This is a genomic window from Vibrio sp. Vb0667 (assembly GCF_033391095.1).
Genome location: NZ_JAWPOL010000003.1, coordinates 306,139 through 330,601, shown reverse-complemented (window position 1 = coordinate 330,601; position 24,463 = coordinate 306,139). Strand labels below are relative to the sequence as shown.

The following is a 24,463-nucleotide window of genomic DNA, read 5'->3' as shown; positions in this document are numbered from 1 at the left end:
TATTCATTTAAATGACTTATGTATAAATGACAAAACTTGATCATTAAATCAATATATATACATTTGAATTTATAACCATTTTATCTATCTCGCTGTAAGATAATCTAAGTAACTGCGATAAACTTCATACCTCACGGGTGACGCCGTCACTTCATGAGGGTTAAATAACTCGTGAGATCGAGCTTTTGTTAACATTTCTTTGACATCTATTTCTTTCGTTGATTAACTGGTCTGACTAGATTGGTAAGGAGACCAAAATGTTATCAGCTCTACGTCGTGCGAATTTGTATCTAAATCTGTTTGGCTTTTCAAAAGTGCCGCTGATTTGGCTTTGCCACCCTAAAATCATTGCGATTGATAGCAAGCATGTTGAGGTTCGTATCCCATTGCGCAGAAGAACGAAGAACCACCTGAATAGCATGTATTTCGGCGCTTTAGCCGTTGGCGCTGATGTTGCTGGTGGTTTTCTTGCTATGAGTAAAGCGCAAGAAAAGGGAGAAGCGATCTCGCTAGCATTTAAAGGTGTGAAAGCCGAGTTTTTAAAGCGCCCGGAAGCCGATGTGCACTTTGTTTGTAACGATGGTCATGTCATTGATGAGATGCTCGAGCACACCTTGGCAACGGGTGAACGAGTAAATCGTGACGTAAAAATTGTCGCGCTGTGTCCTAACTTACATGGTGACGAGCCAATGGCTGAATTTTCGCTTACTCTTTCGATAAAAAAAGCAGCCCAACAAAGAAAAGAGGCTGCCTAGTGGTTTGTGGCTCGTTTGTTTAAAGGCGTTGGCTTAATTGAGTTCAATCTTCTCGATAGAGACGATTTTGGAGCGATTTAAGACCACTTTCCAGCGGTAATAAACAGGCTCATCGGTGTGGTTGTCCTCTTTGACAATCACATTGAGCAAATGACGTTTCTCTACTGACTCTTTGGTTACTTGACCTTCATTTAAACGGTAAACTCGGTTTGAGCTTTTATCCATCAAGCGGATGATAGGGCGCAAACTGATGTTCAATGTTTCTCTCGTTTGTTCGTAACCACTCAAGAAAAGAGAGGTCGCCATTTCGGTTTTCTCGTGATAATGAAGAATCTGCTCTTCACGTTGAACGACGCGTTTTTTACGTATTCTTTGAATCTTATCCGGCAAGCTACTTAAGGTACGATAATCGAGCCACTCCAATTTTTTGCCAACCACTTTTTTCGTCGTTGGATCAACGTACTTCTTACGCCATTTTGGTTTGCCTTTACGGATCCATCGCCACATGGCATCGCGTAAATCATCTTTAAAGATTTCTCGTAAAGCGTAAATAAAAGACATCGCGATAATGAATGAGGCAGAAATTTCCCCCAGATAATCGCGAGCGAGAATCACGGTCGAGGTCACGACAACCATCACTAAACCGGTTGCAATACCTTTGATAGCGCGCTTAATGTTGTTACCCATCGATATGGTTTCTTCACGAAGCACGATAGGGTGTTCAATCAATCGCCTTAGCAAGCGCATTTTGTTAGATAGGCGAGTAACGTCTTCAACGACTCTTGATGAGTTGTATTTGTTGAGTTTACGATGGGCTTGCTCTTTCTCACATAGCGTGATCAGGCGCTTCTTGATCGTGCCATAGTCGCCTTCACGTGGGAGATGAGCCACCAGTGACAGGAACTTTTGCTCGGTATACCAAGACAGATAGTTATCGATGTTAACGTAGTAGCGTTTTAAGTTCTCTTCATAAGGAATAGAACGCCGCAAGCGCTTTAAAATCTCAAGCGTGAGCTCGATAACTTCGTCCACTTCATCTTCCGTTACGGAGTTGTTCTCATGTTTGTTTAAACTTGCTACCGCTTTGTCTAGCGCGATAACGTATTGGTAAGCGAACAAACTCAAACTTACTCGGTATTGCTGATTCGACAGGCGTCCACGTTTGGCAAGCCGACTGTGTACTAGCGGAAGAAGGATTTCAGTACTGTAATAAGATCGTTGCTGTGTGATTGAGGTGTAATAAAATTCGGATTCACTGATGATATCGGCGTTTAAACCAAGCTCACCAGGTATAAAAAAGTAAATATCTAGGTCGACACTTTTGCTCTTTGCGAGTGCATGACTGATTTTTAATGTTATTGAGTCTTGTTTATCGACGGTGACCAAAGAAAGCTCCTGACTTTGCTAAAGCATTCTTAACTTATGCGTTCCGTTGAGCTGGTAAGTATAAGAGTGCTAAAAGAGTGACTGGGGCATATAGCTGAACGACAACAGCATAACAGAGCACTATGCTTTTCTCTCTGATTTTCTTGTTAGTTTAGGTATAATTCCACGTAAATTTAAAAAGAGACAAAATCAATGATTAAAATTGGTCAAATTAACAGCTTAGAAGTCATTAAAAAGGCTGATTTTGGCGTATTTCTGGATGGCGATGATTACGGTTCTGTTCTACTACCTAGTAAGTATGTACCAGAGGGTACTGAAATTGGTGAGCATGTAGACGTATTTCTGTACTTCGATTCAGAAAGCCAACTTGCTGCGACCATTGAAAGACCAATTGCCCAAGTGGGTGAATGGGGTTTAATGAAGATTGAGGGTGTGAACGCGACAGGTGCTTTTGTAAATTGGGGCATCAAAGAAAAGGACTTACTGATTCCTTTTAGTGAGCAACGCACTCGCTTCTCTGCCGGACAAACCATTTTAGTGTATGTTTATACCGACAAAGCGTCAGGTCGCATTGTTGGTACGACTAAGTTCAATAAATGGTTAGATAAAACTCCAGCGAATTATGAAGTTAACGAACAAGTTGATTTGATCATCGCAGAGCGTAGTCAACTTGGTTATAAAGCTATCGTTAACGGTAAGCATTGGGGCATGATTTTCCCATCGGATGTTTTTGGTAAGCTTTACATCGGTAAAAAGCTGAAAGGCTTTGTTAAGCACATTCGTGAAGATGGTAAAATCGACCTTGCTCTACAAAAAGTAGGTGTGGCGAAAATGGACGATCTTTCTAGTAAGATCCTTGACCTGCTAGAGAAGAAAGGCGGATTTTTGCCTTTGAATGACAAGTCGTCTCCTGAAGCGATTTTTGATGCTTTCCGCACAAGTAAAGGGACTTATAAAAAGACCATCGGTGGCTTATACAAGCAGGGTAAAATTGTCATTGAGAAAGACGGTATTCGTCTAGCGTAGTCCAAACTCACGTATAGCGGATCTACAGCCAAAAAAACGGCCCAAACTTTTCCTTTTTTTGGGCCTAGGGGAAACGGCTCCGCAGAGCCTGCGCTAAACTTGTCCAACAATAATTTTGTTGGAGAACATAGAGAGAAATGCCACATCAAAGCATTACTTTGATACAACTAGTTTAGTACAGCGTGTCCGGATCGCTAGCGAGCCCACTTGCTTTCATACTTACGAATTAAAAAGCCATCGCAAATACGATGGCTTTTCATTTATTTATGGTTCGTTACGTCTTTTAAAATAAGTTCTTATCTCGTACTAATTCGCGAGGGAGGCCATTCTTTATTCGGTTGCTTACCCACTTGCCAAGGCCAATAACTGCGCCTTGATAGGTGACAAGCACTTCGCCTTTACCTGTTTTCATTCCCTCAGGAATGGTTTGTGGGCGAACATCACGCCCCATGTACCATTCGCGCGCTTCTTCAATACTGAGTTCAATGGCGTTGCTTTCAGAACCTGTCGCCAGGGCGGTCGCGACTTGGTGTTGCCAACGGTAGCCATTTTTATGGGCTTCCGCGATCTTTATACCCATACGGGAGAAGCGTAATTCGCCGATCATCGCTTCTAAAGCATTAGGGAATAACCAGACATCTTTATCGCGAAGCCATACAGAACTGTCATTTGGAAGTTTAATACCTAACGCGCTTTGGAGTTGTTGAGCAATTTCTGTCGATTCTTTTTTTGATGTTTTGGCAAAGGGGAATTTCCCCATGCGCTTTTTGACTTCTGGCGCCTCAACAGCAGCCAGTTTGCGAATTCTTGCAACAAAGAACCCTTCACAGTCGTAGACCTGTGGGAAAATATGCAAAAAGCCTTCTTCAGTTAGGGCTGCCTCTGCGTTTTCAAACAAGTTCTCAAGGCTTTCAAACTCTACAGCATCCCCAAAGGTTTCTTTCAAGTGATGACAAACTTGTTGGTTTTCTTCTGTACTGAGCGTACATGTTGAGTAAACCATCACACCACCGGGCTTTAATGCATGGAAGGCGCTTTCAATAAGATCTTTCTGCGTGTCAGCGATGTCGAGTACGGAAGCTTGCGTCCAGTTTTTCATCGCATCTTCGTCTTTGCGAACGGTGCCTTCTCCAGAGCAAGGCGCGTCGAGCAAAACCGCATCAAATTGTTCTGGTAGCCAACCTCCAAAAACGCGCCCATCGAAGTTACTTAGTGCGGCGTTACGTACCCCACAACGTTCCACATTAGCGTGCAGTACTTTTACACGACTTGCGGCGTATTCATTGGCCACAAGTACACCTTCGTTGTTCATTAAAGCTGCAATTTGAGTGGTTTTTGAGCCTGGAGCGGCTGCGGTATCTAACACGGCATCGTAAGATTCATCATTCATAAACAGAGCAGATACCGGCATCATCGAACTAGCTTCTTGAATGTAGAATAAGCCAGACATGTGTTCTGCTGTGTTGCCTAATGGTACAACTGACTCGTCCGCTTCAATCCAAAACCCCGTGTCACACCAAGGCACAGGAGAAAGCTTCCAGCCTTTTGTTTCTGCTCGTTCTAAAAACGCTTCAACGCTGATCTTCAACGTATTAACTCGAATACTCTTGCGCAGTGGCTTTTGGCACGATGCGATAAAGTCTTCCATGTTGAGGTGAGCTGGAAGGATAGTTTGGATTTTTTCCAGAAACGCGTCTGGGATGTAAACATTAGGATGCAATGTGGGATCTCGTTTGCAGAATTAGTGGCAAATAATATACGAAAGCGAAGCAGAAACGAATAGTGACAAGGGCCAAGCAATAAAAAAGAGCAGCGATTGCTGCTCTTTTAAGGTACTCAAACTTCAATTGTACGTGAATTGAGCTTTATTCTACGGCTTAGGAATCGCTGTACGCCATTGAGTCCAACCTTCTTCAGCTTGTGGATACAAAAAGAAAGATTGCCCACTCTTTGCCGCTGGTGGAATAGTCGATTGCTCTGGCGTTGAAAACGCAATTCCTCCGCGAACTAAACTATCAAAGGTTCCCGCTTTGATGTTAGCGCCGGTAAGCCCGATGGAAACATCTACTCCTGAAACATTCCAGAACACACTGTTTTGACGAACGAGGTAAGCGTATTCAGGCTGTATTTTGATAGTCGTGACGATGCGATCAGCAAATTCTCCTAGGCTTACGTCGGTCACTTGGCCAACTTCCATCTGGCGGTAAAGAATAGGGGTACCGACTTGTACTGAGCCTCTTTGTTCACTTTGTAACGTAAACATGATTCCATGCACGCGTTCTGAATTATTTTCTAATTGAAAATCAAATTTAGCTTTACCTTTACCTGGTTCAACACTGATGGATTTCGACACCAACGCCCCGAGGTTTTTAACGCCACCTAAACCAATTTCTGGTTCAGTTAGCCAAAAATGTGAGCCTTCAACCGCAATGTTTTCTACGTATTCAGGTAGGATCCTTGCAGTGACTTCAACCATGTTACGACGAAAATTCGGTACAACCAGAGTGATTTCACCAACTTTAACACCTTGATATTCAATCGGCATTCCTTTAGCAATCTCTTGCGAACCGTCGGTTTCTAAAGCAATGACGCGCCCAAACTTGCGAGCGGTTTTTTGATCAGAATACAGCTTCCAGTTTTCTCCGATTTTGTTTTCAACGCCTGGTACGGAGTCAAAAGCGATGCCACCTTCGATTAACGACTTCAAAGGGTGAGCTTTCACACTGACGCCAGCTAATGATGCATCTATCTCAATCCCTGAACGATTCCAAAAAACGGTTTGTGGCGTTACAAGGTAAGCGAAGCGGTTTTCGATAGTAGCCTTAATTAGTACTCCGCCATCAACTAGTTGGAAATCGGAGACGTTACCAACTGGAAGATTACGATAGAGTAGAGGGCTGCCTTTGGAAATCGGCGGCAATTCAGAAGCAAATAGTGTTAGCGCCCTAGAGCCACTTTGATTGTACTGCGCCAATTCAGCCAATGATTCATTTTGGAACAGTTGATACTCTTTTTGAATATCCTGCTTGCCTTCGCTCACAAAACTAATTGACCCGGTTAACAACTGCTTTGCTGGAGGAACGGTAACGCTGAGCCCCGATTCAGTTAACTCTGCTGATGCACTGCCGGTTACATAAAAACGATTGTTTGATTTGATCAGATGTTTGTATTCATGGTCAATCAATACATCCATAAATACTTCGTGTTGTGATTTTTTATCTTCCTTAACTAGGCTCACTTTGATGATTGAACCAACAACGATGCCTTTATAAAGTACATTGGCACCGCTATCTAGGCCAAACGAATTGTCGGACACCAACCGAATCGCGATAGACTTTTCTTGCTGTTGGTTAAACACGTTTTTACGAATCGCAGTAAAGCGGCGAGAGCGTTCACCCGCGCCCGGCACGATCGTTAAGAAGTTTCCTCGCACTAAATTAGCAATGTTTTCAACACCAGAAAGGGACACCTTTGCTTCTTCTAAGACAAATCGAGTACCTGTCGTCAGCATGTCACTAAAAGCGGGTTGAATTGCCGCTGACGCCAATATCACTTCTCGACCTTCGGAAAGGCTCAAGTCCGTAACTTGGCCAATTTCAATTCCGCGATACATAATTGGAGCGCCTTCTCCGCTGATCTTGCTGTCATCAGGTAGGACGATTTTAACCGCGATGCCTCGACCAGCAGTTTTCAAATCTTTATACAAACGGAACTCGGTGTTCTCTTCTACAGGCTCACCATCATCCGGAGAGTCGACGGCGATGGCGCCACCTAGTAAGGCACTCATGCTTTCTAGTCTTACATCGACACCTTCAAAACCGATGCTGGCACCAATTCCACTGACGTTCCAGAATCGACTGCGGTTGTTAATGATATGTCGGTATTGATCCTGAATGTTGGCTTGAATAGTGATAGATTTTGCATCTTCATCTAGCTGGTAACTGTACACTTCACCGATTGGGATTTTCTTATAAACAATTTGAGAGCCAACCGATACACCACCTAAATCACGGCTTTTGAGCTTAATATTCAAACCTTGAGAAACGCGTAAATCTGTTGGGGCAGAGTCTAACGCATGGAATGTTGTCTCAAACTCTTGACCATCTCCGGGTTGAATCGAGATGTAGTTACCTGAGACGAGCGCATCCAGTCCGGAAACTCCCGTTAGGCTAGCTGTTGGTTTTACTAACCAAAAGCGTGTTTTATCGTTCAGTAACTTTGCAGCTTCAGGATAGATATCAGCATCGACATAAATACTGCCGAGATCTTCGGTGAGGTTAATGTCTCTTACCATGCCGACTTCTAATCCTTGGTAACGGATAGTGGTTCGGCCGGCGACAAGACCAGCGGCATCAGAAAAATAGATTTGCACTCGTTGTCCTGCATCGTGTATCGACTTCACAACAAGCCAGCCAGCTAAGACCATGGTCAAAATTGGCAACAGCCAAAGAGGAGATATGCCTTTACTCCGCTTTACATCTGGTACGTATGACGTTTGAGAACTGTTCTGATCACTCATTCATTGACTCTTTTTCTGATTGTTTTGGGCTTGTTTGGTCCCAGATTAGCCTTGGATCAATACTTTCTGCTGCAAGCATGGTCAACACTACGACAACACCAAATGCTACGGCGCCATATCCTGGTGTGAAATCCAGTATCTGACCACGATCGACTAACGTCATCATGATAGAAATAACAAACAAATCCATCACAGACCATTTACCGATCCATTTAACAACAAAGTAAACCATCATTCGTTGTCTCTTAAACACCGAACGTTTGAATTGGATGCAAAGCATGATGTAGGCGAGCCCAAGTATTTTAATCACCGGGACAACGATACTGGCAACAAAAATGATCGCAGCGATTCCATACATGCCGCTTTTTACCAAACCAGCCACGCCTGAAAAAATAGTGTCCTCCAAACGCTTACCATTGGTAAGCAAGATGGAAATAGGGATCAGGTTAGCAGGGAAGATGGCGACCGTTGCTGCGATGAGGTAAGCCCATGTTTTCTGAATGGAGTTTGGCTTGCGATGATATAACTCGTGATGACAACGCTGGCAATGGTCACCTTCAGGTTGGGACAAGTGGCATTCATGGCAATGCACATCTTTATGCTCAAAAGCATATAAACTTTCTGGCTTCCAAGCTTCCCAATAACGACGGACGCTGATTCTTGAAACTAACAAAACGGTAAATATCTGCAAAAGAACCAGACCAATTAACCCTGGACCGACGAAAATGTCGGAATAATCTTGGAGTTTAAAACAGGAAATGGCGATGCTAACTAAGAACACATCCAACATAACCCAATGCTTCAAATGTTGAATTAGCCACAGTGAGATACGAAGCCCACGGAACCATCGTTGATGTAAAGAAATATGTGCCGTTACCACTGAAACACAAACCGTCAGTGGCGCAAGAGAGCTACAAAATAGAATGAGCAATGAAAGAAGAACAAATCCTTCTTCCATCAATGTGATCATCCCTGAAGGTAGGGTTGCCGGAATCATCACACCAAAGAGTCGGATGCTAATAAAGTTAAAAAAGTGCGATGGAATAAATAGTAGGATGCAGGTTATCGCGACGGCTAGATTACCAGAGAGGCTAGGGCTACCTCCGCGATATAATTGTGTACCACAACGAGGGCAGTGTGCATTTTTGCCATGGGGTAAGTCGACGATGTCGACAGGCAATTCACAACCTTGGCACAAACGTACGTTATTGGGTTGCATGGCGTGCTTAGACAGAGAGGTCATAACGACCTCTCTAGCTTGAACGATTTAAGCGTGGGACTGTATGCCCCCATATAAGGTTTGATATAAGCCTTCTTGCTCAACTAACTCACCATGAGTACCTGTTTGCGTCACTTTCCCATCTTCAAGCACGTAGATCAAATCGGCTTGTTTAACAGCGGACAGTCGGTGCGCAACGATTAATGTTGTTCTACCACGTAAGAACTCGGTCAGTGCTTTGTGTAAAGCCGCTTCAGTAGCGGTATCTAGCGCAGACGTGGCTTCGTCTAAAATAACAAATTGAGGATTACTCAGCACCATTCTAGCAATGGCCAGCCGTTGTCGTTGACCTCCTGACAAACGAATGCCATTACGACCAACTTGAGTATCCAAGCCGTGGTTCAGTTGAGAAATAACATCTTGCAGCTGAGCCACTTCAAGCGCACGCCAAAGTGACATTTCGTCAAAATCCCCACCAAGCGTTAGATTATGCCTCAAGGTGTCGTTAAATAGTATAGGTTGCTGTAATACCACGGCAATTTTGTCGCGAATTACTTCAAAACCAATATCTTCTGTTAATTCATCATTAAAGCGAATGCTACCGGAGTTTTGACGGTAAACCCCAATAAGTAATTGTATCAAGGTTGACTTACCACCGCCGCTTGCACCAACTAACGCCACTTTCTTTCCTGCCGGCATATGTAAAGAAAGATTATCTAGGACTTTGTTTTCATTATTGTAAGAGAAATTAATGTTTTCTACTTTAACGTCAACTTCTCTACCTTCTTTGAAAGGATTTACCTTAGGAACCGGTCTCTGCTCTTCTTCTAACTCTAATAAGTCGTTGATGCGTTTTAATGCGGCTTTAGCGCTGTACCAAGAAAACTGAATCCCAAGCAACTCTTGAACAGGAGACAGCATGAACCATAGGTAACCAAAAACGGCAAATATTTGGCCAATAGTAAGGTCACTGAACATGACCATTAACATTGCGACAGCTCTGAATAATTCAAAGCCGATCAAAAAGAGAAGGAAAGATACGCGACCAGCCGCTTCAGATTGCCAAGCATACTTGTCTGCATCAACGCGAACTTGGTTCGCACTGTCTTTGAGTTGTTGGAGGAATTCTCGTTCTTTATTGGCCGCGCGTAGTTGGTAGATTCCATCTAATGTTTCAACTAAGCGGTTTTGGAAAATTTCAAAAGAATGATTTTCCTTCCGTTTCAGATGTTTAACCATACTGCCTAGTTTACGTGAGAAGTAAATGACAATAGGGTTAACTAACAGGATAAACAGACCAAGTCGCCAATCGAGCCAAAGTAGAACGATAGCAGTACCAATAACAGTCAGAAAACTGATAACGAATTTTGCTAACGTAGAACCAATAAATTTATCAATGGTCTCAATGTCAGTGATAAGGTGTGCGTTGATTCCTCCGCTACCTTTGGTTTCGTATTGTCGGATGCTGATACGGCCGAGTTTGTCGATCATTTTACTGCGCATCTCAAACGTGATGGTTTTTGAAACAAGCGTAAATTGTCGGCTTTGAAGGATATTTAATCCTTGGCTCGCAGCTCGCATAAGAACAACCAAGAACAGGGTGAAGAAAATATAGCCTGTCGGAGTGTGCCACGCTTCAGGGAGAATGGCATTCATGGCATCTAAGCCTTTTGCAGGTTGGTCCAATAAGACCTCATCAACCATCAAAGGCATGAGGAGGGGAATTGGAACACTAATCAAGGTTGCAAGCACCGCTATCAAGTTCGCTATGATCAGCTTGGACTTGTGCTTTTTTACTTGTGTTATCAACCAAGAACGGCTAATAGTGTCATTTTTCAGAAGCATTGTAATTGAGAATAAGTCCTATTATAAAGTAGGGCTGCATTTTAGCGCCATACATTGAGAATGGAAGCTTTTATAGTAAGTAGGAAGTTAATATGAACTTAGAACAATACCAAAGACTAACCAAACAAGCTGTTGCTCTAATTGAGTCTGAACCAGACTTTATTGCGAACCTAGCAAACTTGAGCTCATTGCTTTTCATGGAACTTGACGATCTTAACTGGGCAGGCTTTTACCTAACAAAAGGTGAAGAGCTTGTTCTTGGTCCGTTCCAAGGAAAACCAGCTTGTGTTCGTATCCCAATGGGTCGAGGCGTCTGCGGTACTGCTGCACAAACTAATACTATACAAAGAGTATACGACGTTCACGAATTTGAGGGGCATATTGCGTGCGATGCAGCGAGCAATTCAGAAATTGTGATTCCATTTTCTATTAATGGAAAGGTGGTTGGTGTACTTGATATTGATAGTCCAAGTATTGGCCGATTTAATGAAACAGACGAAGAAGGTCTCACTCATTTCATGGTTGAAGTAGAAAAGCTGCTTAATTCACACGCGAACGACGCATAAATTAGCCTTCGAGTGTGGTTTTTCCTTGGCATGTCACTATAATACGAGAATATTTTTTCTTAATGCTCGCGGAAATCCGCTCAAATCAGGACCCCTCATGACTGAAAAGTTAAAAAACAGCAAAGAAGTTATTGCATATATTGCTGAATGTTTCCCTAAGTGCTTTACTTTAGAAGGTGAAGCAAAACCTCTGAAAATTGGTATTTTTCAAGATCTTGCGGAACGTCTAAATGAAGACGAAAAAGTAAGCAAAACACAGCTTCGTGCAGCGTTAAGACAGTACACTTCATCATGGCGTTACCTACACGGTGTAAAACCAGGTGCAGTACGTGTAGACCTAGATGGCAACCCTTGTGGTGAGCTAGAAGAAGAGCACGTTGAACACGCGAAAGCGACACTTGCAGAAAGCAAGGCGAAAGTTCAGGCTCGTCGTAAAGAACAAGCACAAAAAGCTCGTGAAGAGGGTAAGGCGAAAGCGAAACCTGCGGCTAAAAAGCCTCAACAGCCTCGTCGTACTAATAAACCAAAAGTACAAAAACCAACTAAGCCTGTAGAAACGCGCGCTCTAAATGCTGATGAAATCACAGTAGGTAACGCAGTTAACGTGAACATGGGCAAAGGAAACATGGCAGCGACCATTGTTGAAATCAATAAGGATGATGTACGTGTTCAACTTGCTAACGGCCTACAAATGGTTGTGAAAGCGGAGCACTTGCGCGCATAAAGGAGATACTCCTACGCATGAATTGCCGTTCAAAAGTGACCCTGATTGCTGCTAGCTTATGGCTAGCAGCATCAGCTCAGGCTCTTGAAGCCAAACTACATAAAGATGACCTGCCGGTTCTTTCTCCTGAAGTTCAGCATGAAACAGCTAGCAAACGAGTCACCTCGCGATTTACCCGCTCTCATTATAAGCACTTCAGCCTCAATGATGATTTCTCTAAAGCGATATTTGAACGCTATGTAGAGTTGCTTGATTACAATAGAAATATTTTCACTCAAGCAGACATCGATTCATTTAAAAATTGGTCAGTCGAGCTTGATGATCAGCTTAAATCGGGCAACAACCAAATTGCTTTTGATGTTTACAACCTCTCAATGCAGAAGCGTTTCGATCGTTTTGCTTATGCGTTAACTCTACTCGATGAAGAGATCAAGTTTGATACCGATGACGAGATAGAGTTAGACCGCTCTGAGGCCGCATGGCCAAAAGACGAAGCAGAGCTCAACGAGTTGTGGCGCAAGCGTGTGAAATATGACGCGTTAAATCTGAAACTGACTGGCAAAGAGTGGCCAGAGATTAAAGAAGTTTTAGAGAAGCGTTATAACAACGCGATGAAGCGCATCACACAGACCAACAATGAAGACGCATTTCAGTTGTATATGAATGCCTTCGCGCGACAGGTTGACCCTCATACAAGCTACCTTTCTCCACGTAATGCCGAGCAATTCCAATCGGAAATGAACCTTTCTCTAGAAGGCATCGGCGCTGTTTTGCAAATGACAGACGATTACACAGTAATTCGTTCACTTGTTGTTGGCGGTCCGGCATCAAAGAGTAAGCAACTTGGTGAAGGGGACCGAATCACTGGTGTTGGACAAGACGGTGAAGAAATTGTCGACGTGATCGGTTGGCGTCTGGATGATGTTGTTCAGTTAATCAAAGGCCCTAAAGGCACAAAGGTTAATCTACAGATCTTGCCAGAAGGTAACGATGCGAAGAGTTACATTGTCACAATTGTTCGTGACAAAGTTCGCTTAGAAGATCGTGCGGTTAAGTCAGAAATCATCGAAAAAGACGGTAAGAAGATTGGTATTTTAGAAGTACCAAGTTTCTACGTCGGCTTATCGAAAGACACCGATAAATTACTAGCTGAGTTGAAAACCAAAAACGTTGACGGCGTAATCGTTGATCTACGCAACAATGGCGGTGGTGCGCTAACAGAAGCAACGGCATTGACAGGTTTATTCATTAAAGAAGGCCCTGTAGTTCAAGTCCGTGACAGCTATGGCCGCATCAAAGTGAATGCCGATACCGATGGAAAAGTGAGTTATGATGGCCCATTGACGGTATTGATTAACCGCTACAGTGCTTCAGCATCTGAAATTTTTGCAGCGGCAATGCAAGATTATAATCGTGCAATCATCTTAGGTGAAAACTCTTTCGGTAAAGGTACAGTTCAGCAACATCGTTCACTGAATCATATTTATGATCTTTTCGATAAAGAGCTAGGTTATGTTCAGTACACGATTCAGAAATTTTATCGTATTGACGGTGGAAGTACGCAAAATCGTGGTGTTGCACCAGATATTTCGTACCCAACGCCAATTGAGGCTTCTGAAACTGGTGAAAGTGTTGAAGACAATGCTTTACCTTGGGATCAGATTGATAAAGCACAATATCAAACGTTTCCAAGTAACGACGCCTTAGTTGAAAAACTTACTGCTCTTCATAACAAGCGTATTTCTGATGAAATGGAGTTCCGCTTTATCAATGAAGACATCGAGAAATATCGTAAAGAAAAAGACGATAATACTTTGTCTTTGAACGAAAAAGTTCGTAAAGCTGAATCGGATAAAGCGGAAGCCCTTCGATTACAACGCATAAATGAACGTCAAGTTGCTTTGGGTAAAAAAGCATTCAAAACATTGGATGACATACCAAAAGACTACGAGGCTCCTGATGTTTATTTAGATGAGTCTGTCGCGATTATGGTCGATCTACTTAAGCAGGAAAATCAGTCATAATAACTGGCAATTTAGAATAAAAAGAGTGAGTCTTTCAGATTCACTCTTTTTTTATGCCTTTTTGCCTTCCGCTGTCTCGATATCGAGCAAGATATTCGCTTATTTTCCCCCAATAATTTACGTGATCTACATCTAAAATTTCGCGAAAGTGAGGACTACTGGCTAAGCTAAAAGAAAACGATAAGGATGCCGATATGAAGTGGTTCTTTATTTTACTTAGCTTTTGCTGCTTTAGTGTGTTTGGTGGAGAAAACACCAGAGAAGATGAATTAAGTCACTTTGACACGCCGTTTCTCATCGGAGACTGGTATTTGATGAACCCAAACCCCGAAGAGTCGGCTGAAAACTTTCGTGCGATCAAACTCTCATTAGGTTCTGACTACAGCTTTTCTATTGATATTCAAAAGAAAGACTATTCCGTTGACCATTGGGAAGGGCTGTATAACGCAAATGAAGACACCATCGTTCTTGGTTTAAACACCGACGAGCCTCAAATTTATGCCTATCGCAACAACCATAATACGCTTGATCTTAATGGTGTAACATTCACTAAGGGATTATCCAATTCACTTGCAGGTATTTGGTCTAGCTCTCACGTATCTGGCGACGGTCTTGTGGCCAACAACATTAATCAGATGGATTTGATACTTCAACCTGATTTCGTGTTCATGTTTAGGGTTTCGAACGAAGAAGGGGATGAGTCCATCAAACAAGGTGTGTTTTACACAGAAGATGAGTTTTTGGTTCTGTTGTATGAAAATGGCGAGCATGGAACCACGTATAAGCTCAACAAGAATGAGCTAACGATCGAAGATTCCAATGGTGATATGTACGCCGTACTCAATAGAGTTACGCCATGATGCCTTTAACATGCGCCAAATTACGCGTGCGTACGGTAAGTCATTAATGTTGTTTAAATGTTAATCAAAAAACGGAGCTAGAGCACTAAAAGCTCCGTTTTTTGATGGAAAGACTTGTATTCTGATACCACAACCCCTACAAATAGCTTATATAGTGATACCAGAACTGCATTTTTGATCATGCAGTCTGGTATTTTTGTTGTTCGACATACAAGGATTTATGCTCATGTCTCAAGCTCCCCTGGCCAAATATCGTAAAGATTATAAAGAGCCATCTCATGCGATTACTGATATCGATCTTACTTTTGATCTATATGACAATGACACAATCGTTACGGCGGTATCAAAAGTTGCTCAAAAAGGCGATACAACAACGCTAGAACTCGATGGCGAAGGGCTTGAGCTACGCGCTGTAAAAGTAAATGGTGAGGATTGGGCTCATCACGAGGTGAAGGAGTCATCGCTGGTACTGACCGATCTTCCATCCGAGTTTGAACTTGAAATCGTCACCAAAATTGATCCTGAAGCGAATACAGCACTCGAAGGTTTGTACAAATCAGGCGGCGCATTTTGTACTCAGTGTGAGGCTGAGGGCTTCCGCCGTATCACGTACTATCTAGACCGTCCGGATGTTCTAGCAAAATACACAACAAAAGTGATCGCAGATAAAGCGGTTTATCCATATTTGCTGAGCAATGGTAACCGAATTGCAGAAGGCGATGCAGAGAACGGTCGTCACTGGGTTCAATGGCAGGATCCGCATCCAAAACCAGCTTACTTGTTCGCCCTTGTTGCAGGCGACTTTGATGTATTGCGTGACAAATATACAACGATGTCAGGTCGCAGTGTTGATTTAGAAATCTTTGTTGATAAAGGTAACTTAGATCGTGCAGGCCATGCGATGACATCGCTGATCAACTCGATGAAGTGGGATGAGGAACGCTTTGGCCTAGAATACGATCTGGATATTTACATGATCGTTGCTGTTGATTTCTTCAACATGGGTGCAATGGAAAACAAAGGCTTGAACATTTTTAACTCAAAATATGTGCTGGCGAACGATCAAACTGCGACAGATCGTGATTATTTAGGCATCGAAGCTGTGATCGGTCATGAGTACTTCCACAACTGGACTGGCAACCGTGTCACTTGTCGTGACTGGTTCCAACTAAGTCTAAAAGAAGGCTTAACCGTATTCCGAGACCAAGAATTCTCTTCTGACTTAGGCTCTCGTGCTGATAACCGTATTGATAACGTACGTATTATTCGTGGTCCTCAATTTGCGGAAGATGCAAGCCCAATGTCTCACCCGATTCGTCCTGACAAAGTCATTGAGATGAATAACTTCTACACGCTAACGGTGTATGAAAAGGGCAGCGAAGTTATTCGTATGTACCATACACTCCTTGGCGAAGAGGGCTTCCAAAAAGGAATGAAACTTTATTTTGAACGTCACGATGGTACCGCCGCGACGTGTGAAGACTTTGTTTCTGCAATGGAAGATGCCACCGGTGTTGATTTAAAACAGTTCCGTCTGTGGTACAGCCAATCGGGTACACCAACGCTGCGCGTAAATAGCGAATACAACGCTGATGCAAAAACTTACGCACTAACGGTAGAGCAATTTACGGAGCCGACGCAAGACCAAGCAGAAAAACAAGCGCTGCATATTCCGTTCGATATCGAGTTGTATGATTCGAAAGGTCGAGTTATCCCACTGGTGATTAACGGTGAATCAGTTAATAACGTGCTGGATATTAAACAAGATAAGCAAACGTTCGTATTTGAAAATGTCGAAGAACAGCCAGTGCCATCTTTGTTGCGTGAATTCTCGGCACCAGTCAAATTAGAATACGATTACAGCGATGACGAGTTAGTCTTCTTGATGAAGCACGCAACGAACGATTTTGCTCGATGGGACGCTAGCCAAATGCTATTGGCTAAATACATTCGTCAGAATGTGAAAAACGTTCAAGCGGGACAAGAAGTATCGCTTTCTGAAGGTGTGATAGATGCTTTCCGCGGTGTGCTGTTGGATGAAACGCTTGAGCCTGCTTTCATTGCTCAAGTTTTCTCTATGCCTTCAATCAATGAGATTACTGGTTGGTACCAGCAAATTGATATCGATGCCGTAGACAAAGTGCTAAACAGCATTACAGTGTCACTTTCTAAGGAATTAGAAGATGAGCTAAGTGCGACTTATCACACGCTTAAGCAAACAGAGTATACGATCGACCATGCTGCTATTGGCAAGCGTGCTTTACGTAACCGTTGCCTTCAGTACCTAGCATATACGGAAAAAGGTAATGATTTAGTCAACGCGCAGTACGCATCTGCAAATAACATGACAGATACGATTGCTGCGATGAGTGCCGCAAATAACGCTCAGCTCGAGTGTCGTGAAGCACTTATGGCTGATTATAGCGATAAATGGAAGCACGATGGTTTGGTTATGGATAAGTGGTTTGCACTGCAAGGTAGCAATCCTGCAGAGGATGCTCTTGAAAAAGTAAAAGCAACCATGAACCACGAAGCATTTAGTTTGAAAAATCCGAACCGTACGCGCAGCTTAATTGGCTCGTTCTTAAGTGCGAACCCTGTACGTTTCCATGATAAATCCGGTGTAGGTTACCAATTTGCCGGTGAAATTCTTCGCCAACTAAATGATTCGAACCCACAAGTAGCTTCTCGAATGATTGATCCTTTGCTTAAGTTCCGTAAATACGATGAAGCTCGCCAAGCAATGATTCGTGCAGAACTTGAAAAGCTCAAAGCAATGGATAATCTTGCTAAAGATCTATTCGAAAAAGTGACTAAAGCACTAGACGAATAGTAAACAACACAATAGGGTGGTCATTAAGACCACCTTATTTGTTTATGTCACTTAGTTTTCACTTCATGAACTATTACTACTTCAATCTCAACATTTCATATCAAACGTTTTTATCTCATTATTCTGGTGCGGCAAGTGTTGTTCAAGTTGTCACACACAACGGTTTGCGTTTGCAGTTACCCGCCGCGAGATTTAGACCATTTCTTAGTCAATTGGGCGTTAGAGGCCAGTTTAGACTAACAACTGACCAAAATAATAAGTTTCTTAAGTTAGAAACTCTGTGATGTATTGTATTTGCAGAGAGTTAAATAGGAATCTTAGTCACAGAATCGGACATTTCACCTCTTACCACTACGATTAGTTGTTAAACATTTGTAATTATGCTTTTACAATGGGCACATGCATTACCTATGCTTAGTTTCTAAGGTAACAACCTAGCTACTAAGTCCCCCTACAAAACAACAATTCTAATGTGGAGTGTGAATATGACCGCGCGTGAAAATGTAGTGCCGGTTCTGCTTGAAAAGGTTTACCAACTGATTCAAGACAAACTCGAGCTTTCTCACCAAACGCTTGTAACTAAACTTGCTCAACACTTATTCAGTAACATTGCTGATGATGATCTAATTCAGCGAAACGAATCCGACCTTTATGGTGCTGTCGTTAGCCTTTGGCACCATATCAATGAAAAAAAACCAGAAGAGATTTCGGTTCGAGTATTTAACCCGACCGTAAGTCGTCAAGGCTGGCAATCCACACACACAATCGTAGAAATTGTTGTTCCAGATAGTCCATTCTTAGTGGACTCAGTCAAAATGGCTTTAGCACGTTTGGATCTTGTTTGTCACCTAATGTTGAATAACCCAACACAGATTCAGCGTGATAAAAAAGGCCAAGTTACAGACGTAAACGGTGAGGGTGGTGTTCTTCAATCACTTTTCCACATAGAGGTAGACCGCCTTACTAGTAAAGACGAGATGCAAGCGCTTAAAGAAGAGCTGTTAAGAATTCTATCTGATACTCGCTTAGTCGTTGATGACTGGAAGCAGATGGTTGATAAGCTTAAGTTTGTTACTGATGAACTTGAGAAAAATAAAGATCGTGTTTCTATCCAAACTGATCGTATGGATGAAACGATCGCATTTCTTCGTTGGCTAGAAGATCATAACTTTACCTTTATGGGTTATAAAGATTATGACTTAAAAGAGGTCAATGGTGATACCGAACTTGTTCCTGCTAAAGAAAAAGGACTAGGTCTGTTTGCTGATGACAAGCGCGTGCGTAGCGTCAAGCTCTCTGAATTATCAGATTCAGCGCGATTAGAAGCGAAAAAACCATACGCTCTGATCATCACCAAAGGTAACAAAGCATCTCGTATCCACCGTCCGGCTTATACTGATTACATCGGTATTAAAAAGTTTGATGAAAACGGTAAAGTAATAGGTGAGCATCGCTTTACTGGTTTATATACCTCCGCCGTTTACAACCAAGCGGTACAAAGTATTCCTCTGATCCGTGAAAAAGTTGACCGTATCCTTGAAGCAAGTGGATACCGCCACGGATCATACTCATACAAAGCATTGCACAATATCTTAGAAAACTACCCACGCGACGAGTTGCTTCAAGCTAATGAAGAAGAGCTGCTTGAGGTGGGAATGGGTGTTGTACAAATGCAAGATCGTGACTTGCTGCGTTTGTTTGTTCGTAAAGACCCATTTGGTCGTTTCTTCAGTTGCATGGTTTATGTCACTAAAGATCGTTACAACACAGAATTGCGTCGTCAAACTCAACGCATTCTTAAGCAGTACTTTGGTTGCGAGCAAGAGGTTGAATTTACAACGTACTTCTCAGAAAGCCCACTAGCGAGAACACATTACATTGTTCGTGTAGACAATAACAACATTGACGTAGACGTGAAAAAGATCGAGCAAAATCTAATGGAAGTTTCTACCTCTTGGGATGACAGACTAAAAGAATCCATCATTGCTAACTTTGGTGAAAGTAAAGGCCTTCCTCTTTCAAAAGAATATATGAGTGCGTTCCCTCGCTCATACAAAGAGGACATGATGCCAGGTTCTGCGGTTGCAGATATCGAGCGCTTAGAAGCGTTAAGTGATGATAATAAACTTGGTATGTTGTTCTACCGACCTCAAGAAGAGGGAGCAGATTCCAAAGCTGTCCGCTTAAAGTTATATCATCGCGATGAACCAATTCACCTTTCTGACGTAATGCCGATGTTGGAAAACCTTGGTTTGCGTGTGATTGGCGAATCGCCATATGAGATCGAGAAAAACAACGGTCAGACTTTCTGGATCCTTGACTTCTCTATGCTGCATAAGAGCGAGAAAACCGTTGACCTTCGTGAAGCTCGTGATCGTTTCCAACAAGCATTTGCTGCCATTTGGGCGGGTAATCTTGAAAGTGATGGTTTCAACCGATTGTTATTAGGTGCGTCTTTATCTGGCCGTGAGATTTCCATTCTTCGCGCTTACGCACGATACATGCGCCAAGTCGGCTTCCCATTCAGTCAGCAGTACATCGAAGACACGCTAAGCCACTACCCAGACTTAGCGACAGGTCTAGTCAAGCTGTTCACCAAGCGATTTGATCCGAAACACAAAGGCAGCGAGAAAGGCCAAAACGATCTAATTAAAAAGCTAACAGAGCAGTTGGATCGTGTAGAGAGCTTGGATGATGATCGTATTATTCGTCGTTATATTGAAATGATCATGGCGACGCTTCGTACCAACTACTACCAAGTAGACGAGAATAAGCAGCCTAAGCCTTGGTTATCTTTGAAAATGAAGCCAAGCGATATTCCTGAGATTCCGCAGCCTGTACCTGCATTCGAGATCTTTGTTTACGCACCAGATATTGAAGGTGTTCACCTTCGTGGTGGAAAAGTGGCTCGTGGTGGTTTGCGTTGGTCAGATCGTCAAGAAGACTTCCGTACGGAGATTCTTGGCTTAGTAAAAGCGCAACAGGTTAAGAACACTGTAATTGTACCAGTTGGTGCAAAAGGCGGCTTCGTTTGTAAACGCCAGCCATCTCTCACCACTCGTGATGAAATTTTTGCGGAAGGTCAGCGTTGTTACAAACGCTTTATCCGTGCACTGCTAGATGTGTCAGATAACATCATTGAAGGAGAGGTGGTACCACCACAAAACGTTGTTCGTCACGATGAAGATGACCCATATCTAGTAGTGGCTGCCGATAAAGGCACAGCAACCTTCTCAGATTTGGCAAACTCTGTTTCTGCAGAATACAACTTCTGGCTAGGTGACGCATTCGCTTCAGGTGGTTCAAACGGTTACGATCACAAAGCAATGGGTATCACCGCAAAAGGTGGTTGGGAATCTGTTAAACGTCACTTCCGTGAAATGGGCATCAACTGTCAGACCACTGATTTTACTGCAATCGGTGTAGGTGATATGGCAGGTGACGTGTTCGGTAACGGTATGCTGTTATCGAAGCATATTCGATTGCAAGCTGCGTTTAACCACATGCACATCTTTATTGATCCAAATCCAGATTCAGCCAGCAGCTGGGAAGAGCGTAACCGCTTGTTTAATCTGCCAAGATCAAGCTGGGAAGATTACAACAAAGACTTGATCTCTCAAGGTGGTGGCATCTTCTCTCGTCGATCAAAATCGATCCAGTTGACGCCAGAAATTCAGAAAATGTTAGGTACTAAGAAAGCATCTTTAGCGCCTAACGATCTGATAAAGATGATCTTGAAAATGAAAGTCGATCTGCTTTGGAATGGTGGTATCGGCACTTACGTTAAATCATCAACAGAAACTCATACAGATGTTGGCGACCGTGCTAACGACATGCTGCGCATTGACGGCCGTGACTTAAGAGCCAAAGTGGTTGGCGAAGGTGGTAACTTGGGTATGACTCAGCTTGGTCGTATCGAATACGCACTAACTGGCGGTCGAGTGAACACGGACTTCGTTGATAACGTAGGTGGCGTTGACTGTTCGGATAATGAAGTCAACATCAAGATCTTCCTCAATGGACTGGTTTCAAATGGCGATCTTACGGTTAAGCAACGTAACCAAATTCTAGAGTCTATGGAAGACGAAGTGGGTGAAATTGTCTTGGATGATGCTTACCGTCAGTCGGAGTCGATCTCTGTTACTGAACAGCAAGGTGTTGGCATTGTTAAGGAGCAAATTCGATTCATCCACACTATGGAGAAAGCAGGGTACTTGGACCGTGCTCTCGAATACATTCCTGATGATGAAACGCTAATCGAGCGTGAAAAACAGGGACTAGGTCTGACTCGCCCTGAGCTATCAGTGTTAGTTGCCTACGGTAAAATGGTACTTAAACAGCAACTTGTTACGGATGAAATCGCAAATGATGAATTCCATGCAAAACAACTTGTTGAATATTTCCCAAGTGCGTTACGACGTAACTATAAAGATCAAATGGTTAATCACCCACTGCGAGCTGAAATTATCGCTACAGCATTGGCTAACCAGATGGTTAATGAAATGGGCTGTAACTTCGTTACTCGTTTGCAAGAAGAAACTGGTGCAAGTGTTGTCGATATTGCCAACGCTTACAGTGCGGCTAGAGAAATCTTTGATTTAGAAGAAATCCTCAAGCAAACTCGCAAACTTGATAACGTTGCGACAGCGCAAGCTCAATACGAAATTATGTTTTACGTGCGCCGAGCACTGCGTCGAATTGCACGCTGGTTGCTTCGTAACCGTAGCGGCAAATGCACGGTCGGTGAGTTGATTGCTATCTACAAGCAAGATGTCAATGTTATTACTGAAACCCTAGACACTATGTTAGTTGAGTCTGAAGTTGAAGAACACAATGAGTTGGCTCAAGGTTGGATAGAGAAAGGGGTTGAAGAGAAACTCGCTCACCAAGTTGCCCGCTTATCAAGCTTACAATCTGCACTGGATATTTCATCAGTAGCAAGTGAAACAGGTAAAACGGTTGAGCAAGCATCGAAACTCTACTTTAACTTGGGTGACCGTTTATCGTTGCATTGGTTCTTGAAGCAAATTAATAGCCAAGCCGTTGATAACAACTGGCAAGCACTTGCAAGAGCGGCATTCCGTGAAGATCTGGACTGGCAACAACGTCAACTTACCGCTCAGGTACTGACTTGTGGCTGCTCAACCGAAGAGCTTGACGTGATGGCTGCGTTAGAAGATTGGATTGAAACTAACGAGCAATCGTTGCACCGCTGGGAGAGTATCTTAAACGAGTTCAAAGTTGGCTCAGTACACGAATTTGCTAAGTTCTCTGTAGCACTTCGAGAGCTAGTACTTTTAAACCTCAACTGCTCATCGAAAGAGTAGTGGAATAATCAAGTCATAAGTAAAAGCCTCGTTATTTAACGGGGCTTTTTATTATCTATTATTCACATTTGGAACGAAAATAGTTACATTGTCACATTGAATTGAAATTAAAACAGAGTGAAATCGATTGCTTTTAAGCGGTTAGTTACGATTTTTTTCGCAGAAACTTGATTGTAATTGTTTGTTTTATATTTAAAAATCTTATAAAGATATAGGTTTTTACTTATTACGTTCATTTTCATTGAATTACGATGAAAAACGGTAAATAATATTGTCCCGTTTATACGGGGCTTTTTTCTTTCGGAGGCACAATGCTTTACCGTCTAGCCAGAACTGGCTTTTTCCAACTCGATGCCGAGAAGGCACATGATCTTGCAATCAAGAACTTCCAACGCTTTAACGGCACACCACTTGATCTCTTTTACCGCCAACAGTTACCAACTCGTCCAGTTGAGTGTATGGGTCTAACATTCCGTAACCCTGTTGGTCTTGCGGCTGGTTTAGATAAAAACGGCGAATGTATTGAAGCATTTGATGCCATGGGCTTTGGCTTTGTCGAAGTCGGCACTGTAACGCCACGACCACAACCAGGTAATGATAAACCACGCTTATTCCGTTTAGTGGAAGCAGAAGGGATCATCAACCGCATGGGCTTTAATAACCTAGGCGTTGATAATTTGATCGAGAATGTTAAACGAGCAAAATTCAATTGTGTTCTCGGAATTAATATCGGTAAAAATAAAGATACGCCAATTGAGAAAGGGGCAGAGGACTACCTGATTTGTATGGAAAAAGTGTATGAGTATGCTGGCTATATTGCAGTAAACATCTCATCGCCAAACACTCCAGGTCTTCGTTCACTTCAATATGGTGAAGCGCTTGATGAACTGCTTTCCGAATTAAAAGCGAAACAAGCGGAGTTATCAGAGAAGTACAACAAGTATGTCCCGTTAGCATTAAAGATTGCGCCAGATTTAAGTGACGATGAAATCTGCCAAATCTGCGATTCTTTATTGAAAAACAATATAGATGGTGTGATCGCGACTAACACAACTTTGGATCGCACGATCGTAGAAGGGATGAGACACGCCAATGAGGCAGGTGGCTTGAGTGGTCGCCCTGTGCAATCACGCTCTACGGAGGTCGTACGTAAGCTTCATGAAGAGCTTGGAGACAAACTTCCAATTATCGGTGTTGGTGGTGTAGATTCCTATGTTGCAGCCAAAGAAAAGATCATGGCAGGCGCTAAACTTGTTCAAGTCTACACTGGCTTTATTTACCACGGCCCAGGTCTCGTACGTGATATTGTTAAGAATCTTTAACATATACATCAAAAACTACTGAAAAATCAGTACCTGTTACATAAAAAAGAGGACTTT

15 protein-coding genes are annotated in these 24,463 nt (G+C 42.8%); 10 read left to right on the top strand and 5 right to left on the bottom strand.

Annotated features, from left to right (window positions below):
- Positions 1–257: 257 nt before the first annotated feature.
- The gene (locus R8269_RS06670) at positions 258–755 is read left to right on the top strand and encodes a DUF4442 domain-containing protein (RefSeq protein WP_005377418.1); all 498 of its coding nucleotides are present in this window, start codon (positions 258–260) and stop codon (positions 753–755) included.
- Between the two features lie 33 nt (positions 756–788).
- Here R8269_RS06670 and R8269_RS06665 read toward each other — a convergent pair whose 3' ends face one another.
- Positions 789–2,141: a hypothetical protein gene (locus R8269_RS06665; RefSeq protein ID WP_005377421.1), complete on the bottom strand. Its 1,353-nt coding sequence runs from the start codon at positions 2,139–2,141 to the stop codon at positions 789–791.
- A gap of 192 nt (positions 2,142–2,333) precedes the next feature.
- Here R8269_RS06665 and R8269_RS06660 point away from each other — a divergent pair, with 192 nt between their 5' ends.
- Positions 2,334–3,167, top strand: coding sequence for a S1 RNA-binding domain-containing protein (locus R8269_RS06660; RefSeq protein ID WP_054702704.1), 834 nt, complete (start codon positions 2,334–2,336; stop codon positions 3,165–3,167).
- Between the two features lie 283 nt (positions 3,168–3,450).
- Here R8269_RS06660 and rsmF read toward each other — a convergent pair whose 3' ends face one another.
- From rsmF to R8269_RS06640, 4 genes are all read right to left on the bottom strand, one after another.
- Positions 3,451–4,887: a 16S rRNA (cytosine(1407)-C(5))-methyltransferase RsmF gene (gene rsmF / locus R8269_RS06655; RefSeq protein ID WP_031781146.1), complete on the bottom strand. Its 1,437-nt coding sequence runs from the start codon at positions 4,885–4,887 to the stop codon at positions 3,451–3,453.
- Between the two features lie 150 nt (positions 4,888–5,037).
- Complete coding sequence (locus tag R8269_RS06650; RefSeq protein WP_170897057.1) at positions 5,038–7,686, bottom strand: PqiB family protein; 2,649 nt, start codon at positions 7,684–7,686, stop codon at positions 5,038–5,040.
- On the bottom strand, positions 7,679–8,929 hold the full coding sequence (locus R8269_RS06645; RefSeq protein ID WP_005377429.1) for a paraquat-inducible protein A: 1,251 nt from the start codon (positions 8,927–8,929) through the stop codon (positions 7,679–7,681). The genes R8269_RS06650 and R8269_RS06645 overlap by 8 nt, the downstream gene beginning before the upstream one ends.
- Before the next feature lie 24 nt (positions 8,930–8,953).
- On the bottom strand, positions 8,954–10,750 hold the full coding sequence (locus tag R8269_RS06640) for an ABC transporter ATP-binding protein (RefSeq protein WP_021033889.1): 1,797 nt from the start codon (positions 10,748–10,750) through the stop codon (positions 8,954–8,956).
- A gap of 92 nt (positions 10,751–10,842) precedes the next feature.
- Between R8269_RS06640 and R8269_RS06635 the strand changes: the two genes are divergently transcribed.
- The 8 genes from R8269_RS06635 (at position 10,843) to pyrD (ending at position 24,406) form a co-directional block, all read left to right on the top strand.
- Positions 10,843–11,316: a GAF domain-containing protein gene (locus R8269_RS06635; protein WP_005377433.1), complete on the top strand. Its 474-nt coding sequence runs from the start codon at positions 10,843–10,845 to the stop codon at positions 11,314–11,316.
- Between the two features lie 97 nt (positions 11,317–11,413).
- Entirely contained in the window at positions 11,414–12,040 is a 627-nt protein-coding gene (gene proQ / locus R8269_RS06630; protein WP_005377435.1) for an RNA chaperone ProQ, read from the top strand.
- Between the two features lie 17 nt (positions 12,041–12,057).
- Complete coding sequence (gene prc, locus R8269_RS06625) at positions 12,058–14,064, top strand: carboxy terminal-processing peptidase (RefSeq protein WP_017634279.1); 2,007 nt, start codon at positions 12,058–12,060, stop codon at positions 14,062–14,064.
- 194 nt (positions 14,065–14,258) lie between these two features.
- On the top strand, positions 14,259–14,924 hold the full coding sequence (locus R8269_RS06620; protein ID WP_005377438.1) for a hypothetical protein: 666 nt from the start codon (positions 14,259–14,261) through the stop codon (positions 14,922–14,924).
- Positions 14,925–15,150: 226 nt separating this feature from the next.
- Positions 15,151–17,757, top strand: coding sequence for an aminopeptidase N (gene pepN / locus R8269_RS06615; protein WP_025766613.1), 2,607 nt, complete (start codon positions 15,151–15,153; stop codon positions 17,755–17,757).
- A gap of 65 nt (positions 17,758–17,822) precedes the next feature.
- A complete protein-coding gene (locus tag R8269_RS06610; protein ID WP_005377440.1) occupies positions 17,823–18,041 on the top strand; it encodes a DUF2835 domain-containing protein in 219 nt (72 codons plus the stop codon).
- Positions 18,042–18,242: 201 nt separating this feature from the next.
- Positions 18,243–23,084, top strand: coding sequence for an NAD-glutamate dehydrogenase (locus R8269_RS06605; protein WP_005377441.1), 4,842 nt, complete (start codon positions 18,243–18,245; stop codon positions 23,082–23,084).
- Between the two features lie 311 nt (positions 23,085–23,395).
- Entirely contained in the window at positions 23,396–24,406 is a 1,011-nt protein-coding gene (pyrD, locus tag R8269_RS06600; RefSeq protein WP_005377443.1) for a quinone-dependent dihydroorotate dehydrogenase, read from the top strand.
- Positions 24,407–24,463 lie beyond the last annotated feature (57 nt).